The sequence below is a fragment of the Rothia uropygialis genome, assembly GCF_004137765.1.
GTDB lineage: Bacteria > Actinomycetota > Actinomycetes > Actinomycetales > Micrococcaceae > Rothia.
The window spans coordinates 290432-313823 of the sequence record NZ_NOIS01000005.1 but is presented as its reverse complement, the minus strand read 5'-3'; the positions used below and the strand labels follow the sequence as shown (position 1 = coordinate 313823).

The 23392-nt window shown below is 62.1% G+C and carries 19 protein-coding genes and 1 riboswitch; of the genes, 15 read left to right on the top strand and 4 right to left on the bottom strand.

Annotated features, from left to right (window positions below):
* Window positions 1–48 precede the first annotated feature (48 nt).
* Entirely contained in the window at window positions 49–3759 is a 3711-nt protein-coding gene (locus EWV35_RS12500; RefSeq protein WP_129662316.1) for a DEAD/DEAH box helicase, read from the bottom strand.
* 83 nt (window positions 3760–3842) lie between these two features.
* A riboswitch (SAM riboswitch) is annotated at window positions 3843–3974 on the top strand.
* A 27-nt stretch (window positions 3975–4001) separates the two neighbouring features.
* On the opposite strand from EWV35_RS12500, the gene EWV35_RS12495 reads away from it, so the two are divergent.
* A complete protein-coding gene (locus EWV35_RS12495) occupies window positions 4002–4187 on the top strand; it encodes a hypothetical protein (RefSeq protein WP_129662315.1) in 186 nt (61 codons plus the stop codon).
* Window positions 4184–4624 carry a type II toxin-antitoxin system VapC family toxin gene (locus tag EWV35_RS12490; protein WP_129662314.1) on the top strand — a complete coding sequence of 147 codons (441 nt, stop codon included), beginning with the start codon at window positions 4184–4186 and terminating at the stop codon, window positions 4622–4624. The genes EWV35_RS12495 and EWV35_RS12490 overlap by 4 nt, the downstream gene beginning before the upstream one ends.
* Here the strand turns inward: EWV35_RS12490 and EWV35_RS12485 are convergent.
* On the bottom strand, window positions 4621–5967 hold the full coding sequence (locus tag EWV35_RS12485) for a glycosyltransferase family 4 protein (protein ID WP_129662313.1): 1347 nt from the start codon (window positions 5965–5967) through the stop codon (window positions 4621–4623). The genes EWV35_RS12490 and EWV35_RS12485 overlap by 4 nt on opposite strands.
* A 108-nt stretch (window positions 5968–6075) precedes the next feature.
* Between EWV35_RS12485 and EWV35_RS12480 the strand changes: the two genes are divergently transcribed.
* Together EWV35_RS12480 and EWV35_RS12475 are read left to right on the top strand one after the other, a co-directional pair.
* Window positions 6076–7974: a cell division protein PerM gene (locus tag EWV35_RS12480; RefSeq protein ID WP_129662312.1), complete on the top strand. Its 1899-nt coding sequence runs from the start codon at window positions 6076–6078 to the stop codon at window positions 7972–7974.
* 207 nt (window positions 7975–8181) lie between these two features.
* Window positions 8182–8373: a hypothetical protein gene (locus EWV35_RS12475; protein WP_238654500.1), complete on the top strand. Its 192-nt coding sequence runs from the start codon at window positions 8182–8184 to the stop codon at window positions 8371–8373.
* Window positions 8374–8431: 58 nt separating this feature from the next.
* Here the strand turns inward: EWV35_RS12475 and EWV35_RS12470 are convergent, their stop codons facing one another.
* Window positions 8432–9334 carry an aldo/keto reductase gene (locus tag EWV35_RS12470; RefSeq protein ID WP_129662310.1) on the bottom strand — a complete coding sequence of 301 codons (903 nt, stop codon included), beginning with the start codon at window positions 9332–9334 and terminating at the stop codon, window positions 8432–8434.
* Window positions 9335–9416: 82 nt separating this feature from the next.
* Here EWV35_RS12470 and EWV35_RS12465 point away from each other — a divergent pair, with 82 nt between their 5' ends.
* A complete protein-coding gene (locus tag EWV35_RS12465) occupies window positions 9417–10043 on the top strand; it encodes a TetR/AcrR family transcriptional regulator (RefSeq protein ID WP_129662309.1) in 627 nt (208 codons plus the stop codon).
* Between the two features lie 136 nt (window positions 10044–10179).
* Here the strand turns inward: EWV35_RS12465 and EWV35_RS12460 are convergent, their stop codons facing one another.
* Window positions 10180–10605 carry a hypothetical protein gene (locus EWV35_RS12460; RefSeq protein WP_129662308.1) on the bottom strand — a complete coding sequence of 142 codons (426 nt, stop codon included), beginning with the start codon at window positions 10603–10605 and terminating at the stop codon, window positions 10180–10182.
* A 38-nt stretch (window positions 10606–10643) separates the two neighbouring features.
* On the opposite strand from EWV35_RS12460, the gene purN reads away from it, so the two are divergent.
* From purN to EWV35_RS12410, 10 genes are all read left to right on the top strand, one after another.
* Entirely contained in the window at window positions 10644–11213 is a 570-nt protein-coding gene (gene purN / locus EWV35_RS12455) for a phosphoribosylglycinamide formyltransferase (RefSeq protein ID WP_129662307.1), read from the top strand.
* 48 nt (window positions 11214–11261) lie between these two features.
* Window positions 11262–12872, top strand: coding sequence for a bifunctional phosphoribosylaminoimidazolecarboxamide formyltransferase/IMP cyclohydrolase (gene purH, locus EWV35_RS12450; RefSeq protein WP_129662306.1), 1611 nt, complete (start codon window positions 11262–11264; stop codon window positions 12870–12872).
* Window positions 12873–13067: 195 nt separating this feature from the next.
* Window positions 13068–14105 (top strand): LacI family DNA-binding transcriptional regulator, encoded by a 1038-nt coding sequence (locus EWV35_RS12445; RefSeq protein ID WP_165168568.1) that lies wholly within the window; start codon window positions 13068–13070, stop codon window positions 14103–14105.
* A gap of 69 nt (window positions 14106–14174) precedes the next feature.
* Window positions 14175–15584, top strand: a complete 1410-nt coding sequence (gene uxaC / locus EWV35_RS12440) for a glucuronate isomerase (RefSeq protein ID WP_129662304.1) — start codon at window positions 14175–14177, stop codon at window positions 15582–15584.
* Window positions 15581–16972 carry a mannitol dehydrogenase family protein gene (locus tag EWV35_RS12435; RefSeq protein WP_238654498.1) on the top strand — a complete coding sequence of 464 codons (1392 nt, stop codon included), beginning with the start codon at window positions 15581–15583 and terminating at the stop codon, window positions 16970–16972. The genes uxaC and EWV35_RS12435 overlap by 4 nt, the downstream gene beginning before the upstream one ends.
* A gap of 75 nt (window positions 16973–17047) precedes the next feature.
* Window positions 17048–18856: a beta-glucuronidase gene (uidA, locus tag EWV35_RS12430; protein WP_129662303.1), complete on the top strand. Its 1809-nt coding sequence runs from the start codon at window positions 17048–17050 to the stop codon at window positions 18854–18856.
* A 134-nt stretch (window positions 18857–18990) separates the two neighbouring features.
* Window positions 18991–20577, top strand: a complete 1587-nt coding sequence (locus EWV35_RS12425; protein WP_129662302.1) for a glycoside-pentoside-hexuronide (GPH):cation symporter — start codon at window positions 18991–18993, stop codon at window positions 20575–20577.
* A 17-nt stretch (window positions 20578–20594) separates the two neighbouring features.
* Window positions 20595–21824: a D-mannonate dehydratase ManD gene (gene manD / locus EWV35_RS12420; RefSeq protein WP_129662301.1), complete on the top strand. Its 1230-nt coding sequence runs from the start codon at window positions 20595–20597 to the stop codon at window positions 21822–21824.
* Window positions 21818–22363, top strand: a complete 546-nt coding sequence (locus tag EWV35_RS12415) for a gluconokinase (RefSeq protein WP_238654496.1) — start codon at window positions 21818–21820, stop codon at window positions 22361–22363. Before manD ends, EWV35_RS12415 begins: the two co-directional genes overlap by 7 nt.
* A gap of 9 nt (window positions 22364–22372) precedes the next feature.
* On the top strand, window positions 22373–23344 hold the full coding sequence (locus EWV35_RS12410; protein WP_129662300.1) for a bile acid:sodium symporter family protein: 972 nt from the start codon (window positions 22373–22375) through the stop codon (window positions 23342–23344).
* Window positions 23345–23392: the final 48 nt, after the last annotated feature.

The following is a 23392-nucleotide window of genomic DNA, read 5'->3' as shown; positions in this document are numbered from 1 at the left end:
TTATTTGACAAGGGCTATTGCGCGAGAACAGGGCTTCGTCGTCGGCTCTCAGCTCTCAATCAGGCCCCTGATTTCATCGGCACCCAGCGCGGAGGAGAAGACCTCGCCCTCGTCCATGACGGCGTTGAACAGGGCTGCCTTGGACTCCTTGAGGTCCATGACCTTCTCTTCAATGGTCCCTGCGGAGACGAGCCGGTAGACCATGACGTTGCGCTTCTGGCCGATGCGGTGCGTGCGGTCCACGGCCTGGGCCTCGGCCGCGGGATTCCACCAGGGATCCATGATGAAGCAGTAGTCCGCGGCGGTCAGGTTCAGACCGAATCCGCCCGCTTTGAGGCTGATCAAGAAGATCGGTGCTTCGCCGCGGTTGAACGCGTCCAAGATCGCTCCGCGGTTACGCGTCGACCCGTCCAGGTACAAATACGGAATTCCTTCTTCTTCGAGCACTTTCGCGATCAATTTCAGGAAGCTCGTGAATTGGCTGAAAACCAGCGCCCGGTGGCCGTCCTCGATGATTTCCGGCAATTGCTCACGCAAATAGGTCAATTTCGCCGAGTCGACATGTTCCTGTTCTTCGTCCACGAGGCTCGCCGCCAGGGAGAGCCGCCGAAGCATCGTGAGCGACTGGAATATGGTGAACCGGTTCTTGTCCATGTCCTGGAGCAGACCGAGAATTTTCTGGCGTTCGCGCTGAAGACGTGTGTCGTAGACCTGGCGGTGGTCCTCGGAAAGCGCCAGATCAACCCGGTGTTCTTGCTTCTCGGGAAGCTCCGCGGCGACAAGTTCTTTGGTGCGCCGCATCATGAGCGGGCGAACCCTTTTGCGCAGCCTCGGCAGCGCCTGGGGGTCCTCGCTGTTGGTGATGGGTTTGGCATAGTTGTCCCGGAATTTCCTGGCCGACGGGAAAAGACCGGGGGCCGCGATGGAGAACATCGACCACAGTTCCATCAGATCGTTCTCCATCGGTGTGCCCGTGACGACCAATTTGAAGGGCGCGGACAGTTCACGCGCAATTCGGTGAGCCTTGGTCTTGGCATTTTTGATGAATTGGGCTTCGTCGAGCACCAGCCCGGTCAACCCCAGCTCGTTGTATTGGCCTTCGTCGAGTCTCAACAGCGCATACGAGGTGATGACGACATCGGCGCCTTGGGTTCTGTCCGCCACGGTTTTCTTGGCCTTGGCGGAGGAAGTACTCACGAGTGCCGTCGACAACGACGGAGCAAACCTCTGGATCTCACGTTCCCAGTTCGGGGCGACCGATGTGGGCGCAACGACGAGGAATCGCGGCCGGGTGGCGGCGCCGGAGCGTTCCCGGCGGAATACCTCGAAAGCGTGCAGGAACATGGCGATCGTCTGCACGGTCTTCCCGAGCCCCATATCGTCCGCCAGGATCCCGCCCAGGCGATGGTCGTAGAGGAAAGAGAGCCACCGGAAGCCTTCGAGCTGGTAGGGACGAAGCGTGGCCGTCAGGTCCGCGGGAAGTTCCACGGGCGGAATCTCCTCGAGTTCGAGAAGGGCCTGGACAGACTGATTCCACTCTTCGGCGACGTGGACGTCCGTCGCCAGGTCCTCGAGATCCTCCCACAGACCGGCCTGGTGCCGGCTGATTTGCAGCGGCGCGGACTGGTCCTGCAGTTGACGAGCCTCCGAGATCAGATCACGAAGCTTGTGGAATTCGGGGCGGTCCAGCCGGAAATAGGAGCCGTCGCCGAGCAGCAGATGCTTTTGCCCCGAGTCGAGAGCCCGGAAGATGTCCGCGAAGGGGACATACCAGCCACCGGCACGAACCGTGACCCCGAGGTCGAACCAGTCCCGGTCGCCCGTGGACTCGACCGAGACCGTGATCTGCGCATCCGAATCGAGGGACTTGAATTCCGGGAGTTCGCCGTGGACCACCACCGTTGCGTGCGGCACGGCCTCGACGGCAGGGATGACCCGTTCGACAAGGTCGTGAGTCTCCCAGCCAGACACGCGTGTCTGCCGGAACGGAATTTCGGGCAAAGCGCGACGGACTTCCGAAATCACCGAATGCTCGAGTTCGTTGTCCCTGACCTCGCGGAACGGATCCGGGTGTCCGACGCCGACCGGGACACGAATCCGCCCCTGACCTTCGCCCCCTTCGGAGTGCAGATTCTCCGGATCTTCACTCAGATCATCCGGCCATACGATGGGCGACTCGGGATAACTCCAGTACCAGTCGGACGAGGCCGGAAAAATGGAGACACCCTCCGGATCCGACTCGCTCCCGTCGAAAGCCACCTCGAAAATCAGCTCGGGTTCTTGGACCTCGGGGAGGGCGGATGCGGCGTTACCGTCCGCGAAAATCGGAACCCGGCGCGCAATCTGGGGATAGAAGTCTTCGGCGAAATCCCGAACATCCGGCTCGGGGATGGCCAGACCACCGTCCTCGGCGATCGATCGGGCCAGTTGGCTGGGCGTTTCCGAGAGAGGCATGAAGAGAAGCTCAGTGTCTTCCGAGACCCAATCTTCTTCCAAGGCTGCGGCGGCCAGATCGGGGAGGGGACTTGGCCGTGTGCTTCCCCAGGCCGATGACGCCTCGGCGTCTCTGATGTACTCCGTGTGCAGCGTTCCGCCCAAGGCAAAATACGCCTGGGGTGCGTGAGTATTGCCCAGTGGAAAAACGGAGCTTGCGGGGACCCAGTTGGTCGAAGGGGTCTCCCCGTCGATAACCAACCGGAACCCCGGAGAAACATCCAAACCGCCGGCTTCGTTCCGTCCTACGCGCAATTCGAGTCGGGTTTCGGGGGCGAGCCCGACGGTGACCGGCCTGCCGCGGACCAGCAGCGCGATGCCCAACCCCGCAGCTCTCTCCAAGAGGTCCCACATGAGAGGCGAGGAGACGTGGTCCAGCGAAACGTAATCGTGCGTCGAAGCGTACATATTCTGGTCGGGCTGTACCACGGAATAGAATTCGCGGAACCAGGCTGCGTGCTCCGGAGGTATACCAACATCTTGCTGGGGAGATCCCGAGAAGACGTTCCAATTCAGTCCCCCCTTGATCCAGCGGCCCCGAGTACCCAATTTCAGAGGGCGGGCGGTGAGCCGAACCGGCGCCGGCGAATCGCTGGACTGGCGACCGAACCAGTAATGCTGAGGTACCTCGACGTCGAGGTCGAGCGCGCTGGGAACCGGATTCGTGTGCTGGCTCCCGAAGGACCGTTGCGACTGAAGCGCCCTGGTCATTTGGCGGCGCCACGAGGACTGCATGTCACCCAAGGCGCGATTCGAGGGCGCCTCGCTCGAGTTGCCGCTCTTCTTGAAACTGGTGAAGGTCTCCAGTGCCGAGGCAGGCAAGGACACGCCGGAGTCCTCGGACCACCGCTTGACGGCTTCAGGCACGGAATCACTGTGCGACGTCGGGCTCGGATCCTCATGATCTGCCTGGGAAGCAGACCGAATGGGCTGCGACTCCGAGGGAGCGCCCCAGCCCCCTTCGTGAAACCAGCCCAGGAGCGCGGCGACCACGTGCTTGCAATTGGTTCCCACCGGGCACGAACAGAAAGAGTGGAAAGGCGCCGAGTGAGGGCTCGTCTCTTCGGGAAAGATGACGGTCTGTGAATAGGTGTGCCGCTCGCTGCCGGAAACCTTGGACGAGAACGTCAGGCTATCGGCGTCGTAGGCGGCGGACAGCACTTTGCCCGCGCGGTAGTAGCGCTCGCCTCGGCCAAACGCGTTGTGGCCGACTGCTTTGATGATCTGCGCGACAGATACCGGCATCTGCTGAGCGGGAAATGGCATAACTTCCAATCTAGTACCTCTGAGGAAAACTTCAGAGGAGAGACTTTTCAAGACGGCCGATCCCTGGGTATGCTTGAACACAGCTTCAAGAGACTCAACTGACAAGCTCCGACTTGGTTGAGCGCCAACCCCATGTTCAAGGGTGGCTCGGATGACGAAGCGGTCTATATTCGCCGTACGCGGCAGAAGTAGTTTGGTATAGGCAAGAGCATCGAAAGGATTGCGCGCTTGCGCTGATGGCAATGTCCAACAACACCGTCCGTCCCGATTTTTCCTCGGCCGTTCCCGTATCTCGTGGCTATCAGGCCATGAGCATTCAGGACTACGCCCGCGTCGACTCCGCGCGGTCAGAGTTCCTCAACTTCCTGCTGGCACCCGCCGGCACCGGCGAGCCGATCGTCGAGTTGGCGGTCGAAAGCGCCGCATGAGTTCAGGCTCACGGGGCCTCCTGCTCGACTCGGACGTCCTTGCGGAAATCCGTCGTTCCCGGCCGAATCCCACGATCGTTGCTTTCTTGCGTCGCCGGGTCCACCGGACCCTTTTTCTCTCGACACTCTCCTTGGGAGAGCTGCGGGGCTTGTACCCGCAGCAGGAAACGGAGCGATGGCTGGACGAGTTGATCGAAAGATTCGACGATCATGTCCTCGATGTGGATTCGGAGGTCGCCCGGGAATGGGCGGGCCGGTCGACTCCCCAGTCGATTCTGCGCACCGGTCAGAACCCCGGTGCGTCGTGGACCGGCGCCGCGGTGGAAGGCCTGGTGGCCGCCACTGCTCTGGTTCACGATTTGACGGTGATCTCTTCGAAATCAGACGTTTATCGGTCGTGGGGAGTCGAGGCACAGAATCCCTGGAAGGAAAACTAGACCGACCCGATCCGTCGACCGTGGCCCGAAGCGCCGTAACGTGACGGGGCTTGGCTGTTTCTGCCTCCGGCGCTATGGCGCTCGTCCCTCCAACGGCTCAACTGCCGCGTCCTGTGAAATTCCGCGGCACGATGGTAGTAGCTCTCCAGCTTGAGCGACGTCGCGGTCCAGGACTTCGCTTCCATGGCTTCGCGCCCGTTGGCGGCGAGGCGGGACCTCGCCCTGTTGTCCCTGAGCGATTCGACTATGGTGCGCAGCATACCGAGCTGCCCGGGCTCGTAGAGCCTGCCGGTCACGTTGTCGTCGATGATGTCCAGTGGCCCGCCCTTTCCTACAGCAACCGTCGCCACGCCCGAGGCCATGGCTTCCTGAAGGGTTTGGCCGAAAGTCTCGAATTCGCCTGGATGGGTGAAGATATCGAGGCTCGCAACGTGCTCGGCAAGCACTGTTCCGGTCAGCTGGCCGGCGAAAACTGCTCGGTGCAAGGTCGAATGGAGGCGCTGGGCCTCAGGTCCGCTTCCGATCACCACGAGTCTGACCCCCGGCAGCGACTGAATCACGCGCAAGTCCTCGACCTGCTTTTCCGATGCGAGGCGTCCCACGAAACCGACGAGGAGATCGTCCGGCCCTGCACCCAAGGAGACCCGAATCGACGATCTGCGGTGATTGGGGTTGAAGAGTCCGGTATCGACGCCGCGGCCCCATTTGAAGACCCGTGGAACACCCAACGACTCCAAATAAGCCATGGACGACCGGGAAGGAGCCAGCGTCAGGGTTGCACACGAGTGAATCGACGCTATGCGCTTGTCGGCCGTTGTCTCGAGCCATGGCATCCCGTACCGGTGCGTATAGGCGGCGACGTCCGTCTGATACACGGCGACCGACGGGATCCCGAGGCTCTTGGCTGCGTTCACGGCGCGAGCCCCCAGAACGAAAGGCGACGCGACGTGCACGATGTCGGGCCGATAGTCGGCCATGATCCGGCGAACGGCAGTGACGGTTCCCAGGGAGAAGCGGAGCGTGGGATAACCGGCCAACGGCAACGAAGGCAGACGAAGGGTCGGGACGCCCTCGATCTCTTCGAACGCCTGTCCAGGGGCCAAGGCAACGGGGCCGAATTCCTCCGGCCGCCGGACTTCGTGCACGGCGCCGGACGGGGCCCCGCGGGGAAAGCGCGGAAACAAAGCAGGGGACCAGTTCGAGGGCTTGAACCCGCGACCGGACGGAGCCAAATGCATCACCTCGTGGCCACGCCGACGCAGGTTCTCGGCGCTTCGCAAGAGCGAGGTCGTGACACCGCTGAGATGAGGGACAAAAGATTCCGCAACCATCAGGATTCGCACAATCCAAGACAACCGTCTCGCCCGGACTTTCGTGCGAGGATCAGATGACGTCAGATTGAACTGTGGATTAAAAGCCAAATGCCGTGCCGCGTGACATGATGAGAGGCGATGAAGAAGACGCCTCGTAGACCCTCGCCTTCCCGGTCGTTGCCTATGCCGCTCTGGCTTCAGGCGATGATCGAAATTCTCCTGACCAGCCTCGGATCGTGGTTGGTCATTGTCGTTCTGGTCCTGATCGGTTGGGCTTCACTCGGTTTCCCGGGATCGCCGGTGGCCGTGCTCGCCGGAACAGGCCAGCTGTGGCTCGCCGGACACGGCGTGGGGCTCCACATTGACATTCCCATGTCGGAATCCACGGAGGCGGTCGAGGGTCTGGCGACCTTCACCCCGCTTGGACTGACCGTGGTCTTGCTCCTCTTTGCGCGCCGAGCCGGGAAAAGGCTTGCTCGGGCATCCTATGAGGGACAGTTCTGGCAAGCCCTCGTGGGCGGGGCTGTGATGTACATCGTCATTGGGGTTGCCTTGAGCCTTGTCACGAGCACGTCCGCGCTTTCGAGCAATCCGGGGGTCTCGGCGATCGTTCCGCTCGGAGTCTTGATGGTGGGTATGTTCTGGGGCGGTCACCAGGTTGCGGGCTCGTGGTTGCGCCTGGTTGGGATAGACCCGGAGAAGTTGTCCGAACGCTACAGCCAGTATTCGAGGTGGACCGGAGCATACGTGGTTTCCCTCATTCGAGCGGCATGGGTCGGCATCGTCGGGATCCTTGCGACGGGCGCTTTGCTCACGGGTCTTTCGATCTTTTTCCACTGGAACCGCATGATTTCTCTCTACCAAGGGCTCCACGCAGGGTTCCTCGGTGACATCTCGGTGACCCTAGTTCAGTTCGCTTTGCTGCCCAATCTGATGATTTTTGGGATGGCTTGGGGCAACGGGGCGGGTTTCGCCGTCGGTCAGGGAACTGTGATTTCGCCTGCCGCGACTCATGCGGGTGCTCTGCCCTCGCTGCCGATCCTCGGCGCCGTTCCGGCTGAACCCACCGCGTGGGCCTACGTTGTTCTTGCATTCCCGATTCTCGCGGGCGCCATGGCCGGCTGGTACTTCATTCGGGACGGGGAGAACCACCTCGATGAGTGGCTGACCCTCAAGCTCGCGTGGCGATGGCTGGCCGCCGTGCTCTCCGGGCTGATCCTGGCCATTTCGTTGGGAGTACTTGTCGGCTTGGCCGCGTGCCTGTTCGCCGCGTTGGCACACGGATCTTTGGGTGTGGGACGCTTCACCGATTTCGGCCCGCATCCCTGGACGACGGGTCTCTGGACCGCAGTGACCATAGCGATCGGCGCAATCATCGGTCAGCTCATTGGTCCGTGGATCGAGCACGACCCGACGACCGATGTCAGCCATGAGCCCCGTCCGGCCCGCGCCGTGAAAGGAGGACGGAAAGCGTCGGCCGAGCCCAAGAACCCCGGCCAGAATTCCCCCGACCGGAAACCCCGAGTTCGGACCACGGCATCGGGACCTGCCTCGGAACCCGTCTCTCACCGGAACGGGAAGTCCCCGGAACAACCGGTCCAACCGAAGGCATCCGGGGTCGGGGCCTCATCGACCAGAGTCTCCCAAGCGCCCGAACCCGAGTCGGACGCCTCGTCGTCGGCGCCTCCGAAACCGGAAGCAGAATCGAAGGAGCGCGACTCCGACCAGGTCAGCGCGCTCGCACGATTGCGCAGGTTCCGTCCGGAGCGTGATCAAGCACAGTCGTCGTCCACGAATGGCGACTGGTCCCTTGAACCTCCGGAGACTTCCGCGACTTCCTTCGCGGAATCAGATCTGCCGTGGGCCGCTCCGGACGCGACTCCGGAAGAACCTTCCACAGAGGAACGGGGACCGGTAGGACCCGGAAGAACCAAGGCGTCGGAGCCCGAGGAATCTGAGCCTTCCGTCCCCGAGGAACCCCACAACGTTCCGGAAAAACGTCCGGTGATCGCGCGGCCCGGTCGGCGCCGGAAATGAACGAGAAGGTGACGGCCTGGTTCTCGTTGGCCATGACGTTCCCGATGCTGGGGCGAGGTTTGTCGCCGCAGGCCGGGTGCGGGCAACGGTAGGTGCCGTGTTTGATCCCAGACGGCCCGGCCAATAGTTCACACGACGCGGAGGCGCTTTCAACATCCGCAGCCACTGACTCGCACAATTTAGGATGCGAGCTCGGCGGTGAACAGTGTGACCAATGCCGAAGTCGACAACAACAAGCACTTCCCACGGGGCGACCTGTTCCGCCCCGATGCCACCATCGCCATCACGTGGTTCGACGGTCTGGCGAACGACTCCGTCGCAGGTTCAGTTCGTATAGACGAGTCCGACCTGCGCACCGAAGCGCTTCGTAGGCAGCCCGTCGATCACCTTCCGCGGTGACGCCGCGGTCGCGGGCAGTACGGCAGCCGCTCCACAGGTGAAGAGGTGCGCGGAGGGTTCAGGCCGCGGCGGCCTGGTCGAGGACGGCGAGCATCTGGTCGTCCAGCACCAGGGAGCCGGCGGCGATGTTCTCCTCGAGGTGCTCGAAGGACCCCGTGCCCGGGATGAGCAGGCAGGTCGGGAAATGGTGGAGCAGCCAGGCGAGACCGACCTGGGCAGGCGTGGCGCCGAGCGCGGCGGCTACGTTACGGGCCGCGGGGAGATCGCTGACCGAGGGTGTCCCGGGAAATGCGCTGCCCAAGGGGAAAAACGGGACCCAGGCGATGCCCTCATCCTGGCACAGCGCGCCGATCGCTTCGTCCCCGCGGGACAGCAGACCGTAGGCATTCTGCACGCAGACGATCCCGGCGGAGATCGCTTGGCGGACCTCGCCCTCCGGGGCGTTGCTGATCCCGAAGTCGCCGATCAGCCCCTCCTCACGCATCGCTGTCATGGCGGCGACCTGGTCATCCAGGTTCACCGCCTGATCCGCGGGCAAGGGCATGCGGCCCCCGCTCTCCGGCCGACGTAGGTTCACGACGGGGATCTGCTCCAGCTTCAGGGTCCGAAGATTAGTCATGACACTCGCGCGAAGTTCCTCCGGACGCTGCGCCGGGCGCATCGGGAAGGGACCGCCGGGGGCCGGGTCGAATCCGACCTTGCTGACGATCACCACACCGTCCTCAGGCCGGATCGCTTCCCCCAGATATTGGTTGACCAGCTGGTCCCCATAGAACTGGGCGGTGTCGATGTGGTTCACACCCAGCTCGACGGCTCGGCGCAGCAGCGAGATTGCGGCGGCGCGGTCGGTGCTGGATCGCACGAGCTGCATCGCCCCGTATCCGACCCTGGCGACCGTGTGGCCGGCGATCGACCCTGGACCTCCGGGGCGCTGGGCGTCTGTGTTGTGGTGAGCAGGCATCGTGACGACCCTTCATATAAGATAACGAGGTAAAGCGGAGGTTCATCCGTTTCCGTGTCACACTAACCGGAGGACCCTCCGTATGCAAGAGTCGTCGCCAAAGAAAGACACCACTCCGCCCGCCCCGGAGCGGCCCCTCCGTGCGGACGCACAGCGCAACCGGGAGAGGCTGATTGAGGCCGCAACCCACGCCCTGACGGATAAGAACCGCTCCACCTCCCTCGAGGCGATTGCCAGGGAGGCAGGTGTCGGGATCGGGACCCTCTATCGTCACTTCCCAACTCGTGACGCGCTCGTCGAGGCCGTCTACGCAACCCAGCTCGACGCCCTGCAGGACGACGCCGAAGACCTGAGTCGCCGCCTCCCCGGCGACCAAGCGCTGCGCGAATGGGCCGCAATACATGCCCGGTTCGCCGCCACCAAGCACGGAATGCTCGATGCCATTCGCACCGAGCTCTCCACGCCCAGACCCTCTCGTCCTCTCATTCGTCGCCGGGTGGCCGAGTCCGTTCAGTTGCTGCTCCGGACCGGCGTCGCGGACGGCACCTTGCGCGACGACGTCGAGGCGGACGACGTGGCGGTCCTGCTACTCGGCATCTTCCTGGCCACAGCCCACGCCGGAACACCCGAGCAGGAGAGCAGACTTCGCGACCTCGCCCTCGACTCCCTACGAGTCCGGCAGTACTCCGACCCCGAGATCACTGACTGAGTCTTTGCTGCATCGCAGTCCCCGTTTTCAATGCATTGAGGGCCGTCGTCGGCGCTGAGATGAGACCGCTCGTGCAGCCCAGGGACCGGTTTCTTCCTCCCCGCCGTGGTGATCACGAGGTCGGGCCCGGCTTTCCTTAGCGTCCGGTCAATGAATTCATCAGCGAGTCATACAGGCTCTGCTGGCAACCGCTGCTGGAAGAAATCGTGAGCGAATTCTGAACGCATTCACGGTATTCCGAGGTGACTGACCACATGGCCAGATTGATACCGGCATTGGCGGTGAAATAGAGATTGGCCAGCAGGACCAGGGCCAAGACGAAATAGCCGATCCACTGCCCCCGGACCTTCTTGAGAGCAACCATGGTCAGGATGCACCAGATGGCCGCCAGGATCATCAGAATCATCGACACGACCAGCGCAACCATGCCATACCGTGTGCTGGAGAGCATCGTGGCCACAAGCCCCGCGACCGAAAGCAGAATAGTGATCCTCGAGCGGTACACCAAGGAACCGCGGTGCTTGGGATTCGGCTGGTCCTGAGCAGGGCTGGGTGATGTCATATCTCAACACTACCGGGCATGTCGGTAAGCTTGAGTCCATGCGCATAGTGGTCATGGTCTCTGGCTCCGGGACAAATCTTCAGTCCATCCTGGATGCAGTGCAGGCGGATCTGCTCGACGTCGAGATTGCGGCCGTGGGGGCGGACAAGCCCTGTCGGGGGATCGAGCGGGCTGTTGAGGCCGGTATCGAGAATTTCGTGGTGGCGCCTTCGGGACACGCAGACAGGGCCGCCTGGAATCGCGCCCTTGAGGAAAAGATCGCCTCCTACGCCCCGGATTACGTCATTTTCGCAGGTTTCATGCGCATCGTGGATGCGGCGTTAGTCGCTCGTTTCGAGGGCCGGATCGTCAATACCCACCCGGCCCTTCTGCCTTCCTTTCCTGGGGCGCACGGCGTCAGAGATGCTCTGGTCCACGGCGTCAAAATCACCGGTGTGACTGTTCACGTGGTGGACTCCGGGGTGGACACAGGTCCGATCCTCGCTCAGGCCGCGGTGCCCGTCCTGGACGGCGATGACGAAGAAGCACTTCACGAGCGCATCAAAGCGCAAGAACGTTCCCTCCTCGTAACCACAATTAAGAACCTGTCCGACGGGGCAATACACTGAGTATCGTCACCGGCAGTAGTACGCCATAACCGATGAGTTGGAGTTTTCGTGTCCCTGACCGATCTGGATCGTGTCCCGTTCAAACGAGCCCTGATTTCCGTTTTCGACAAGACCGGGCTGGATGACCTGGCCCGTGGCCTGCACGAGGCAGGTGTGGACATTGTCTCCACGGGGTCCACTGCCCAGAAGATCAAGGATGCCGGCGTTCCGGTGACCGAAGTCGCTCAAATCACGGATTTCCCCGAGTGCCTGGAAGGGCGAGTCAAGACCCTTCACCCGAAGATCCACGCGGGCATTCTGGCGGATCGTCGCAAGAGCGACCACGTCCAACAGCTTTCGGACCTAGGCGTCGAACCCTTCGACCTCGTGATTGTGAACCTGTACCCGTTCGTCGACACCGTCGCCTCGGGTGCCGGGGAAGAGGACATCATCGAGAAGATCGATATCGGTGGCCCGTCCATGGTTCGCGCCGCGGCCAAGAACCATCATTCGGTTGCCGTCGTGGTGGACCCCGCCCAGTACGAACGCGTCGTCGAAGCCGCACGGAACGGCGGATTCGACTTGGCCGAGCGCCGTCGTCTTGCCGCAGGAGCCTTCTCCCATACCGCCGCCTACGACACCGCCGTGGCAACCTGGACCCAGCAGCAATTCGCTCAGGACCCGGAGGCCAATTTTTGGCCTCCTTATGCTGGAATGGGCTTCGAGCGCTCTGAATCATTGCGTTACGGCGAGAACCCGCATCAGCGGGGCGCACTGTACGTCGATCCGGCGGCAGCTCCGGGGATCGCCCAGGCCGAACAATTGGGCGGCAAAGCGATGTCCTACAACAATTACGTCGACGGGGATGCGGCGCTGCGAGCCGCCTTCGACTTCTCCGACCCGGCCGTTGCGATCATCAAGCACAACAATCCGTGCGGAATTGCCGTGGGTTCGGCGGATGCAGCGGATCCCATCGCCGACGCGCACCGCAAGGCTCATGCGTGCGATCCGCTGTCCGCCTACGGCGGGGTCATCGCGGCGAATCGTGAAGTCACCCAGGAAATGGCCGAGACCATCAAAGGGATCTTCACGGAGGTCATCATCGCTCCTTCCTACGAAGACGGCGCCCTCGAAGTTCTGAGGACCAAGAAGAATCTGCGAATTCTTCTCCTGCCGGAGGGTTTCGAGCGCGAGAGCATCGAATACCGTCAGGTTTCCGGCGGTGCATTGTTCCAGCAGAGCGACAGGCTCCAAGCCGACGGCGACGACCCGTCCCACTGGACGCTCGTGGCTGGGGAAGCCGCGGACGAAAAAACTCTTGCGGATCTTGAATTCGCCTGGCGTGCTCTGCGTTCGGCCAAATCGAATGCGATTCTGTTGGCCGAAAGCGGAGCCGCGGTCGGAATCGGTATGGGCCAGGTCAACCGCGTCGATTCGTGCAAGCTCTCGGTCGAGCGCGCCAATTCTCTCGGCGAAGGCAACCAGGAGCGTGCTCGTGGCGCCGTTGCGGCATCTGATGCATTCTTCCCGTTTGCAGACGGTCTCGAGGTCCTCCTGGAAGCCGGCGTGCGCGCCGTCGTCCAACCCGGTGGATCGATCCGGGACGAAGAAGTCATTGAAGCGGCCAACAAGGCCGGCGTGACCATGTACACCACCGGGGCACGTCACTTCTTTCACTAGTACTCCCGAACAAACAGGCGACGACTCCCCGTTTCCCGAAGAAGAATGGGGAGAGTCATCGTATTTGCGGCCGAAGCGGCTGCTTCTACACGTCGAGCAGGCGCCTCAGACCGGCTGTCCGGCAAGAAATGGGAAATCTGTGCCGAAACGGCGGCAGGATTTTGCCGGTTCGGCCCGGGGGTCGAGAATCTAGCCATGCAGGACAACGGAAAAGCGCGCGAATCGACCGGCCCGGCGAGTATCTACGATGTCGCCCGCGAGGCCGGTGTCGCGGCATCGACCGTGTCCCGCACTTTCTCACGCCCTGGAAGGGTCTCCTATGCGACCGCGGAGAAAGTCCGTGCGGCCGCGGAACGGGTCGGATACAGGAATCAGGCGCTGAGACGTGCGGGCGGGATCGACCGGAGGCCGTCCTGGATGCTCGGATTGATCGTTGCGGACATATCCAATCCGGTCTTCATCGATATGGTCCAGGGCGTCGAGATGGCGGCGCGGGATTCTGGCATGACGACGATTCTGTCCAACTCGCGCGAGTCCCGGGATCGGGAACAAGAGGCTATCCAGCGAAGCCTCGCGAGCGTGGACGGGCTCATTCTTGCCGGTGCTCGCTTGCCCGATGCCGCGATCCGAACCTTCGCCAAGCAGAAGGCGATGGTCGTGATGAACAGGGCTGTGCGGGGAGTCGCTTCAGTCGTCATCGATCAGGAACAAGGAACTCGGTCGGCGGTTGAGCACCTGGCGAGGACTGGAGCGCGCAGCATCGCGTACATCATGGGTCCCGAAACGTCGTGGGCCAATGGAATGCGGTGGGCAGCCGTCCGCGACGTCAGCAAGGCCGTTGGGCTGGAGTTTCGCCGAATCGGTCCTTTCGAACCCACAATGTCGGGAGGTGTCCAAGCCGCGAAGGTTTGGCGGGAGCATCCCACCGATGCGGTGATTGCTTACAACGACCTGATGGCTCTGTCCTTCATGCGGGACGTCCAGTCGACCGGCGTCGCAGTCCCCGACGACTTGCAGATCGTCGGTTTCGACGACCTTCTGGCCTCGAGCCTGGTGACACCGAAGTTGACGACCGTCGTCGGTCCTTTCGAACGAATGGGTGCAACCGCGGCCGCCCACGTGATGGCGATTGCCAATGGGGTCAAGGCGTCAACAGAGCGTCCCGTGGTTCTCCCGGCACGACTGATCGTCCGGGGGAGCACGCGCGAGACCGGTGAAGTACCTCTGCTCTGACCAACAGAATTCGCGGCAACTTGTGGCAACCGGTATCTGAGCCACGGTCACAGGGCGTGGAATGTCCTTATGACACAGTCCATTGCATTGCACCCCGATCGCCTTCTCCCGGCAGATCCGGCAACACGCAACGTGGCCCGAGATCTGGCTGCGATCGCCGAAGAGCTGCCGTTGTTGTCCCCTCACGGCCATGTCTCCGCGGAATCCATCGCGCGCAATGAAGCGTTCCCTGATCCCGCGGCCTTGCTCATCAGCCCCGACCATTACGTGTATCGGCTGTTGAACGCGGACGGGGTGAACCTGGAGAACGTCAACGCTGGTACCGCTGAAGACGCCGATGCCCGCGATATCTGGCGTGCCTTCTGCGAACGGTGGGAGCTTTTCGACGGAACGGCCTCCGGGTACTGGCTTCGACGAGAATTCGCGACCGTCTTCGGGGTCGACGATTCGATGATCGACGGTGCTCACGCCGACGAGCTCTTTGATCAGATCTCGGAGGTGCTGGCGCGTCCTGAATTCCGTCCGCGTGAATTGTTCCGGGACTTCGACCTCGAGGTTCTGGCCACCACGGACGACCCGTTGGACGATTTGGTGGCCCACCGGGAATTGGCGGCCGACCCGACCTTCGAGGGGAGGGTCCTGCCCACCTTCCGGCCGGATGCTTTCGTCAAATTCTGGAATCCTTCTTTTGCTCGGAATGCGGACCGGCTCATACAAGAGGCGGGGGACGGGCTGACGGGATACGCGGGCTACTTGCGTGCGATGGCCAACCGCAGGGCGTTCTTCGTGGAGAACGGTGCAGTTTCGGCAGATCACGGAGTGTGGACGCCGGAGTCGGTCAAGCTCGGGGACCAGGAAGCCAGCGACCTCTTCGAAAAAGGTCTCGCGGGAACGGCCACCAGCGCCGAAGCCCTCCGCTTCGAGGCCAACATGACCTATCAGTTCGCTCGGATGTCTTCGGAGGACGGGCTGACCATGACGATCCATCCCGGATCCTACCGAGATCACAGTTCGCGGACCGTTGAACGTTTTGGGCCGGATACCGGCAACGACATTCCGTTCGGGGTGGATTACACCCGCGGCTTGCAGCCCCTGCTGTCGGACTTCGGCAATTCGGACGATTTCAATCTGGTGCTCTTCACCTTGGACGAGACTACGTTCTCGCGGGAAATCGCCCCGCTGGCCGGCTTCTACCGAGCCGTGTACGCGGGCGCCCCGTGGTGGTTCCTCGACGAACCCGACGCGATGCACCGTTTCCGTTCGGCAACAACCGGAACCCTCGGTTTTTCGCGAACCTCGGGGTTCATTGATGACACGCGAGCGTTCTGTTCCATCCCCGCCCGTCACGACGCCGCCCGCCGGGTCGATGCGGGGTTCTTGGCCAAGCTCGTGGTCGAGCATCGCATTACGGAGGAGCGTGCGCGCTCCGCGATCGTGGAATTGACGGATTCGAACCCGCGGAAGGTCTTCAAGCTGTGAGTACATCACTGAACCGGATCACCGCCGCCCAGCATGTGGGCGATCCCGCCCCCGTCCGTGTGGTCCACCTGGGGTTGGGTGCGTTCCACCGTGCCCACCAGGCCTGGTACACGCAGCACGCGGAGTCCGACGCACATGATCCGCAGTGGGGCATAGCGGCGTTTACCGGTCGCAGTCCCGTCGCGGCCGAGGAACTCGCTCCCCAGGATGGTCTGTATTCGCTGATTGAGCGGGCCGCCGACGCGGATTCCGTGGAATTGATCCAGTCGATCGTCGAGGTCCGCCCTGCCTCGGATTCGAAGCGTTTGGTTCAGTTGCTGTCCGCTCGGGAAGTTGCACTCGTCACACTGACCATCACGGAAGCCGGATACCACCTGGATCCGGCCGGAGAGCTGAAAAGCACCGACAAGGACGTGGCCGCCGACATCGCGATCCTGCGTGAGGCGCTAGCCGATCCCTCGCAGGAGCCGCGGTTGCTCACGGCCGCGGGGCGATTGGTGCTCTGCCTCGATCGTCGCCTCAGATCCTTGGGAGATGAGGCCGGGATCGCGGTCGTCTCCTGCGACAACATGGCCGACAACGCGACCGCGGCTCGGAACGCGGTTCTCGGCACGGCCCACGCATGCAAGGACGGACTCGCGGAGGAGATCGACCGCGTGGTCTCCTGGGTCGGGACCTCGGTGGATCGCATCACGCCCGCCTCCACGGAGGAACTTCGCCAGTTCGTCGCCGGAAAGACAGGGTTCGATGACGCCGCGCCGGTCGTTGCGGAGCCCTTCCGTTCCTGGATCCTCTCCGGTGATTTCCCAGCGGGCCGGCCTGATTGGGAACATGCAGGTGCCCAGTTCGTCGACGATATTGAACCCTTCGAACGCAGAAAACTGTGGCTCTTGAACGGCACTCACAGTTACATGGCCTACGCCGGCCAGCTGGCCGGGCATCGCACCGTGGCCGAAGCGATCGCCGATCCCGTGATCCTGTCGAAGGTCGAAGCGTTTTGGGACGAGGCCTCGCGGCATCTGACGGACCCGCAACTCGATGTGCCGACCTACCGCCAAGATTTGCTGACCCGGTATCGCAATCCCCGGATCGAGCATTTTCTGGCTCAGATCGGTACCGATGGGGCCAGCAAGTTGCGCATCCGCGCCCTGCCGATCTACCAGGCCGAACGCGAGGCCGGCCGAGACGGTGCCGCAGCGGCCGGCGCGATCGCCTCGTGGATCACTTGGCTCATCGCCCAAGACCCCGGGAACATCAAGGATTCGGAGGCAGATTCCATCCGTCAGGCTCTCGTCTCAGACGACGCCACACGTGCCTTGCTCGATGTACTTCAACCCGGGCTGGGACAGGACATGCACCTTGTCTCGCTCGTGCCTCCCCATAACTGATTCCTCCGAATGCGGCTCCACGACAAGCGAGCCACCCATCGAACCTCGCGTAGCTCCAGAAAGGATTCGCCCCACATGTTGCGACCCCAAGAAACTTCGACTCGTCAGCGAGTCAGCCTGGATGGTCTCTTCGACTTCGCGGTCGACTGGCACCACGACGGCCTCGAGAAGGGCTGGCCCCAGCGTCTTCCGGATCAAGGGTTGAAAGCGCCGGTGCCCGGCTCTTTCAACGACCTGTACGCCGATAACGCGATTCGCGAGCATGTCGGTTGGGTCTGGTATTCCCGTGACGTCCGAGTCCCTCGCGGATTCTCGACCGGGAGGACTCTCTTGCGATTCGACTCCGCGACTCACCTCGGAGTGGTCTTCGTCAACGGCGAGGAAGTGGTCCGCCACCAGGGAGGCTACATGCCGTTCGAGGTCGACGTCACCGAGCTCGTCCGCCCTGGTGAGGAATTCACTATGACCATCGCCGTGAACAACGAGTTGTCGCACGAGACGCTCCCTCCCGGGGAGGTAGCCCAGGACGACCAGGGCCGAAAACATCTCGCGTACCGTCACGACTTCTTCAATTACGCGGGCCTTCACCGATCCGTATGGCTTTGCAATGTCGCCGACGTTCGCCTCGACGACGTGACTGTCGTTGCCGGATTCGAAGGCGGCCGAGGTACCGTGCATTACACTGCGAGGTTCACAGGGGATGCCGCGGAAGCAGCCGTGCAGGTCCTGGATGCGGACGGCGACGTCGTCGCCGGTGCAGAGCGAGGCGCAGCGAGCGAATCGACCCTGGACGGTGAGTTGTCCTGGGACGGAGTCGAACTCTGGAAACCAGGACGAGGCTACCTCTACACGTTGCGCGTGCTGACGTACGACAACGGTGAACTCGTCGACGAGTACGACCAACGTTTTGGTGTACGGACCGTCGAGGTGCGAGACAAGCAATTCCTCATCAATGGGGAGCCTTTCTACTTCACGGGCTTCGGAATGCATGAGGACCACGAGACGATCGGCAAGGCCCACTCGAACGCCCACATGGTTCAGGACTTCGGCCTGCTGAATTGGATCAACGCCAATTCCTTCCGCACCTCGCACTATCCGTACGCCGAAGAAATCATGGAGTACGCCGACGAGCGCGGAATCGTCGTCATCGACGAGACTCCGGCGGTCGGCCTGAACTGGCATATGGGCGCCGGAATCATGGACCAGGGAGGGGGAAACACCTTCGATCCCGGCAACGTCGACGAGAAGACCCAAAAGGTCCACGCCCGTGAAATCCGCGAACTCATCGAACGAGACAAGAACCATCCCTCGGTCGTTCTGTGGTCGATCGCCAATGAACCCGACTCCGGGGTCGAGGGCGCGCGAGAGTACTTCGAACCGCTCGAAAAGCTGACCCGCCGACTCGATCCCTCACGGCCCGTCGGGTTCGTCAACGTCATGTTCGCGCCCTGCGGAGTCGACAAAATCTCGGATCTGTTTGATGTGCTGATGCTCAACCGCTATTACGGCTGGTACGTGGACGCCGGAGACATCGACTCGGCCCGCAGTTCCCTTCGCAAAGAACTCGAGGCCTGGGACGAGCAATACGGCAAACCGACCATCATGACCGAATACGGCGCGGATACGATCGCGGGCCTCCATTCCGTCTTCGACGTTCCCTTCACCGAGGAATACCAGACCGCACTGCTGCGCATGTACCACGAGGAATTCGACCGTGTGGAATGCGTGGTCGGTGAGCAGGTGTGGAATTTCGCGGATTTCCAAACCAAGAACGGGTTCGCGCGCGTGGACGGCAACAAAAAGGGAGTGTTCACCAGAGACCGCAAACCCAAGGCCCTAGCCCATGACCTCCGGAGACGGTGGTCGGAGAAATTCGGCCGTTGATCTCTGGTGCGTGACGATGCCGTCGGTCCGCCACGGCCTCGACGATCAGCACGGTCAACCCAGGCGAGGTCAAGACACCGTCCCACGCCTCCCCAATAAGCCCGCGCAGGGCACCCCAGGCAAAGGAGCCTGTCATGTCAGAAATAGCTACTTCGTCCATACCTCACGTGGCCCACGAGCATCTGCCCAAGAGACGCATCGCGGGCTACGGCCTCGGAGACGCAGGGTGCAACGTCGCGTTCCAAATGACCGGCGTGTTTCTTCTCCTGTTCTACACGGACGTGGCGGGCATCCAGCCCGCGCACGCGAGCGCGATCTTCCTGTTCGTGAAATTCTGGGACGCTTTCGCTGATCTTTTTGCAGGTCGCATGGTAGACCGAACCATGACCCGGTGGGGCAAATTCCGTCCGTTTCTGCTGTGGTATTCGGTCCCGCTTCTGCTGTCGAATGTTCTCTGCTTCTGGATTCCTGTGGATTCGTACGCGACCAAGATCGTATGGGCGACCGTGAGCTATGCCCTCTTGGGACTGCTGTATTCGATGGTCAATATCCCGTTCGGGTCACTTGCGGGAGCCATGAGCCAGAATCCGGTGGACAGGTCGCGGCTCGCTTCGGCGCGAATGGTCGGCTCCGGTGCCACGATTCTTCTGCTTTCCGTATTTCTCGCACCACGACTCAAACAGGCCGAGGACCTTGCGACCACTTTTCTTGTCACGTCCTTGGTCTTCCTGGTGATTGGCGCGATCTTCTTCTACACCACGTTCCTCACTTCGAAAGAAGTGGTGTTCCGCGAGGTCGAGAAGGTGAGTTTCAAGGAGACCCTGACCACGATCCGTCAAAATGGCCCCTTGTTGAGGTTGTGCGCTTCCTCGCTCTTCTACCTGACAGCGCAGTCGATGATCGGTGCGCTCACCATTTATCTCTCCAATGTGGTTCTCTCCCGGTACACATCTGGCGGCTGGGTCGCATCCGTCTCGATCATCATCACCACCGGAGCGGTGTTGTACGTCGGCCCGTTCGGCCCCTTGGTCACCCGCGCGATGGGGAAGAAGAGAGGGTTCGTCTACAACTGCATGGTGGCCGCCGCTGGCGGTGTCCTGTTCGCGTTGAGCAACTCCGTCTGGCATTCCTTGGCCCTCAGCCTCATAGGACTGTTCCTGATGGGCGTCGGCATGGGACTGCTCAACACCATGACATGGGCGCTCGAAGCCGACACCGTTGAATACGGTGAATACCGGACCGGTGTCCGAACTGAAGGAGCCACATACGCGGCGTTTTCCTTCACGCGAAAAGTCGGGCAGGCCCTCGGACAGTCCCTGGGCGGCATCGCGCTGACCTGGGCCGGATACACCGCAGGGAAGGGAAGCCAGGGCGACGGAGTCGTGTCCGGTCTTGCCATCTACGGTGGCCTGATCCCGGCGGCCATATTCATTCTCGCGATGCTGATCATGACCGGTTATCCCTTGACCGAGGCCAAATTCACATCGGTCATGAAATCCATCGAGGCAAACCGGAGACAGCGTCACGAAGGCTTGGAAACAGGAGCGATCCCGACCTCGGTCGAGACCTCCTCGGAGCTCAACGGTCCCACCGCGCGTGCGTCCCATCCCGCCACGAGCTCGCAGGCGACTGTGCCGGGGAACGATCAAGCCCAAATCCACATTGTCGAGGATCAGCCTGGGGACGACTCCCGGGACGATGATTCCCACCACGACGACTAACCGACGAAAGGACAATAATGCGCATCGAGAAGGCAGAGGTCTTCGTGACAAGCCCGTCCCGCAATTTCGTGACCCTTCGGATCACGACGGACGAGGGAGTCACCGGTATAGGCGACGCAACGCTGAACGGGCGGGAGCTGGCGGTTGCCGCTTACCTCAAGGAGCATGTCTGTCAGCTCCTGCTGGACAAGGATCCCAGCACTATTGAAGACACGTGGCAATTTTTGTACAGGGCGTCGTACTGGCGACGTGGCCCGGTCACGATGGCCGCGATCGCCGCCGTCGACATGGCCCTCTGGGATATCAAGGGCAAGGTAGCCGGAATGCCCGTGTACCAGTTGCTGGGCGGAGCCTCGCGCCGAGGCTGCCGAGCCTATGGCCACGCGTCCGGGAGAGACCTTGAACAGCTGTTTGACTCGATCCGGGAGGAACTCGAGTTGGGTTACAAGTCGATTCGGGTGCAGACCTCGGTGCCCGGAATCGAGAAACTGTACGGTGTGGCCGCACAGGAACAGTCGACCGGAGAACGGTACGACTTCGAACCCGCTAATCGCGGCACCCAACCCGTCGAGGAGGACTGGGACACCCGGGCGTATCTGCGGCACGTCCCCACCGTCTTCGAAGCCGTGCGCAACGAGTTCGGACCCGAGCTGCCCTTGCTGCACGACGGCCACCACCGAATGACACCTCGTGAGGCCGCTCAACTGGGGAAATCACTGGAACCATATGACTTGTACTGGCTCGAGGACTGTACGCCGGCCGAGAACCAGGAGGCATTGCGACTGGTCCGTGAGCACACCACGACCCCCTTGGCGATCGGTGAGGTCTTCAACTCCGTCTACGACATCAAAGATCTCATCCAGGAACAGCTCATTGACTACGTGCGGTGCGCCTCGACGCATTTCGGCGGAATAACGCAGCTCAGGAAGGCCATGAATTTTGCCGAGATGTACCAGGTCAAGTCGGGGTTCCACGGTCCCACGGACGTCTCACCGATCGGATTCGCGGCTCAACTTCATCTCGGATTGTCCATCCACAACTACGGGCTCCAGGAATACATGCCCCATTCGCCGCTGACACGCGAAGTATTCCACGAGGGGCTGACCTTCGAAGACGGATATCTGCATCCGGGTGACGCCGCGGGACTTGGAGTCGAATTCGATGAGGAAGCCGCGGCCCGGTTCCCCTACGATCAGGCATATCTCCCGTACAACCGACTTGCCGATGGGACCGTACACAATTGGTAGAAAATCAACATACTGACCCGCCGCTGATCGTGGTCATGGGGGTTTCCGGGGCGGGCAAAACGACCATAGGCTCCCTCCTGGCGACTCGCCTGGACGCCGAATTCGTCGACGCCGACTCGCTGCATCCTCTGTCGAATGTCGAGAAAATGGCGGCGGGTCACCCGCTCACGGACGAAGACCGCTGGCCGTGGCTGCGTGTCGTCGGCCAGAAGCTGCACGATGCCGCCCTCGTCGAGCCTGAGAGCAACGGACTGGTCATCGCGTGTTCGGCACTCAAGCGTGCGTATCGCCAGGCGATCAGCGCTCAGTCCCCTGGGACATTCTTCGTTCACCTCGCCGGCGACGAAGAGACGCTCTCTCAGCGTCTCGAGGGCAGGAGCGGACATTTCATGCCTCAAGGACTTCTGCGCTCGCAATTGGACACGCTCGAGGAGCTTGAAGACGACGAGCGGGGTGCGCGCATTGACATCAGTGCGTCGATAGACCACATCCTGGACGAATCAGTGCGAGCAATAGCCCATAGGGCCGTCGGCTGGTAGAGATATCACATGAACTCCACCGACCAGACCACGCCGTCACCGATCAAGAATTCGGAAGAGCGCAGCGCTCTGTACGCCGTGACGATCTTTCCGTTATTGATCCTTGGGGCAGGAGTTCTGGGGTTCTTTCTTCCAGGCGCTTTCTCGGGGTTCTCTGGATGGGTCAATCCACTGCTGGGCGTCATCATGTTCGGGATGGGACTGACCCTGACGGGCCCCGACTTTGCGCTCGTTGCCAAGAAGCCTATTCCCGTCATCATCGGTGTGGTCGCTCAATTCGTGATCATGCCGCTGCTCGGGTTCGTCATTTCGTGGGCCCTGCAGCTTCCGCCCGCGCTCGCGGTCGGTGTGATCCTGGTCGGCTGTTGTCCAGGGGGCACGGCCTCGAACGTCGTCTCGTACCTCGCTAAGGGTGATGTCGCCCTGTCTGTCGCGATGACCTCGATCTCGACGTTGATCGCGCCTTTCCTCACGCCGCTCCTGGCGATCTGGCTGGCGGGTGAACGGATGAACGTGAGCGGCAGTGACATGATGCTCTCGATCCTCGGAGTCGTCCTGATTCCAGTGGTCCTGGGCCTCTTGGTGCGCTGGCTCGTGCCCGGCGTAGTCCTCAGGGTGACCCCCGTGTTGCCTTGGGTTTCGGTCGCGGCTATCTCGGTGATCGTGGCGATCGTCGTCGCCGGGTCCGCGGAAGCGATCGTGTCGGCAGGGCTCCTGGTCCTGCTCGCGGTGATCCTGCACAACGGTCTGGGTTACCTTCTCGGCTACGGGGCGGCGACCCTGTTCCGAGTGCCCATTTCCGCACGTCGTACGACCGCGATCGAGGTGGGAATGCAGAATTCGGGTCTGGCGACGTCGTTGGCTCGAACCTATTTCACTCCGGAAGCCGCCCTGCCCGGAGCGGTCTTCTCGGTGTGGCACAACGTTTCGGGGGCGCTGGTGGCCGCGTTCCTGCGCCGCCGGTCCGCTTCTCGCGACTGAGTCACGGCTGGTCCCCGCATGCCCCGGCCGAAACGAGAAAAGGCCCCG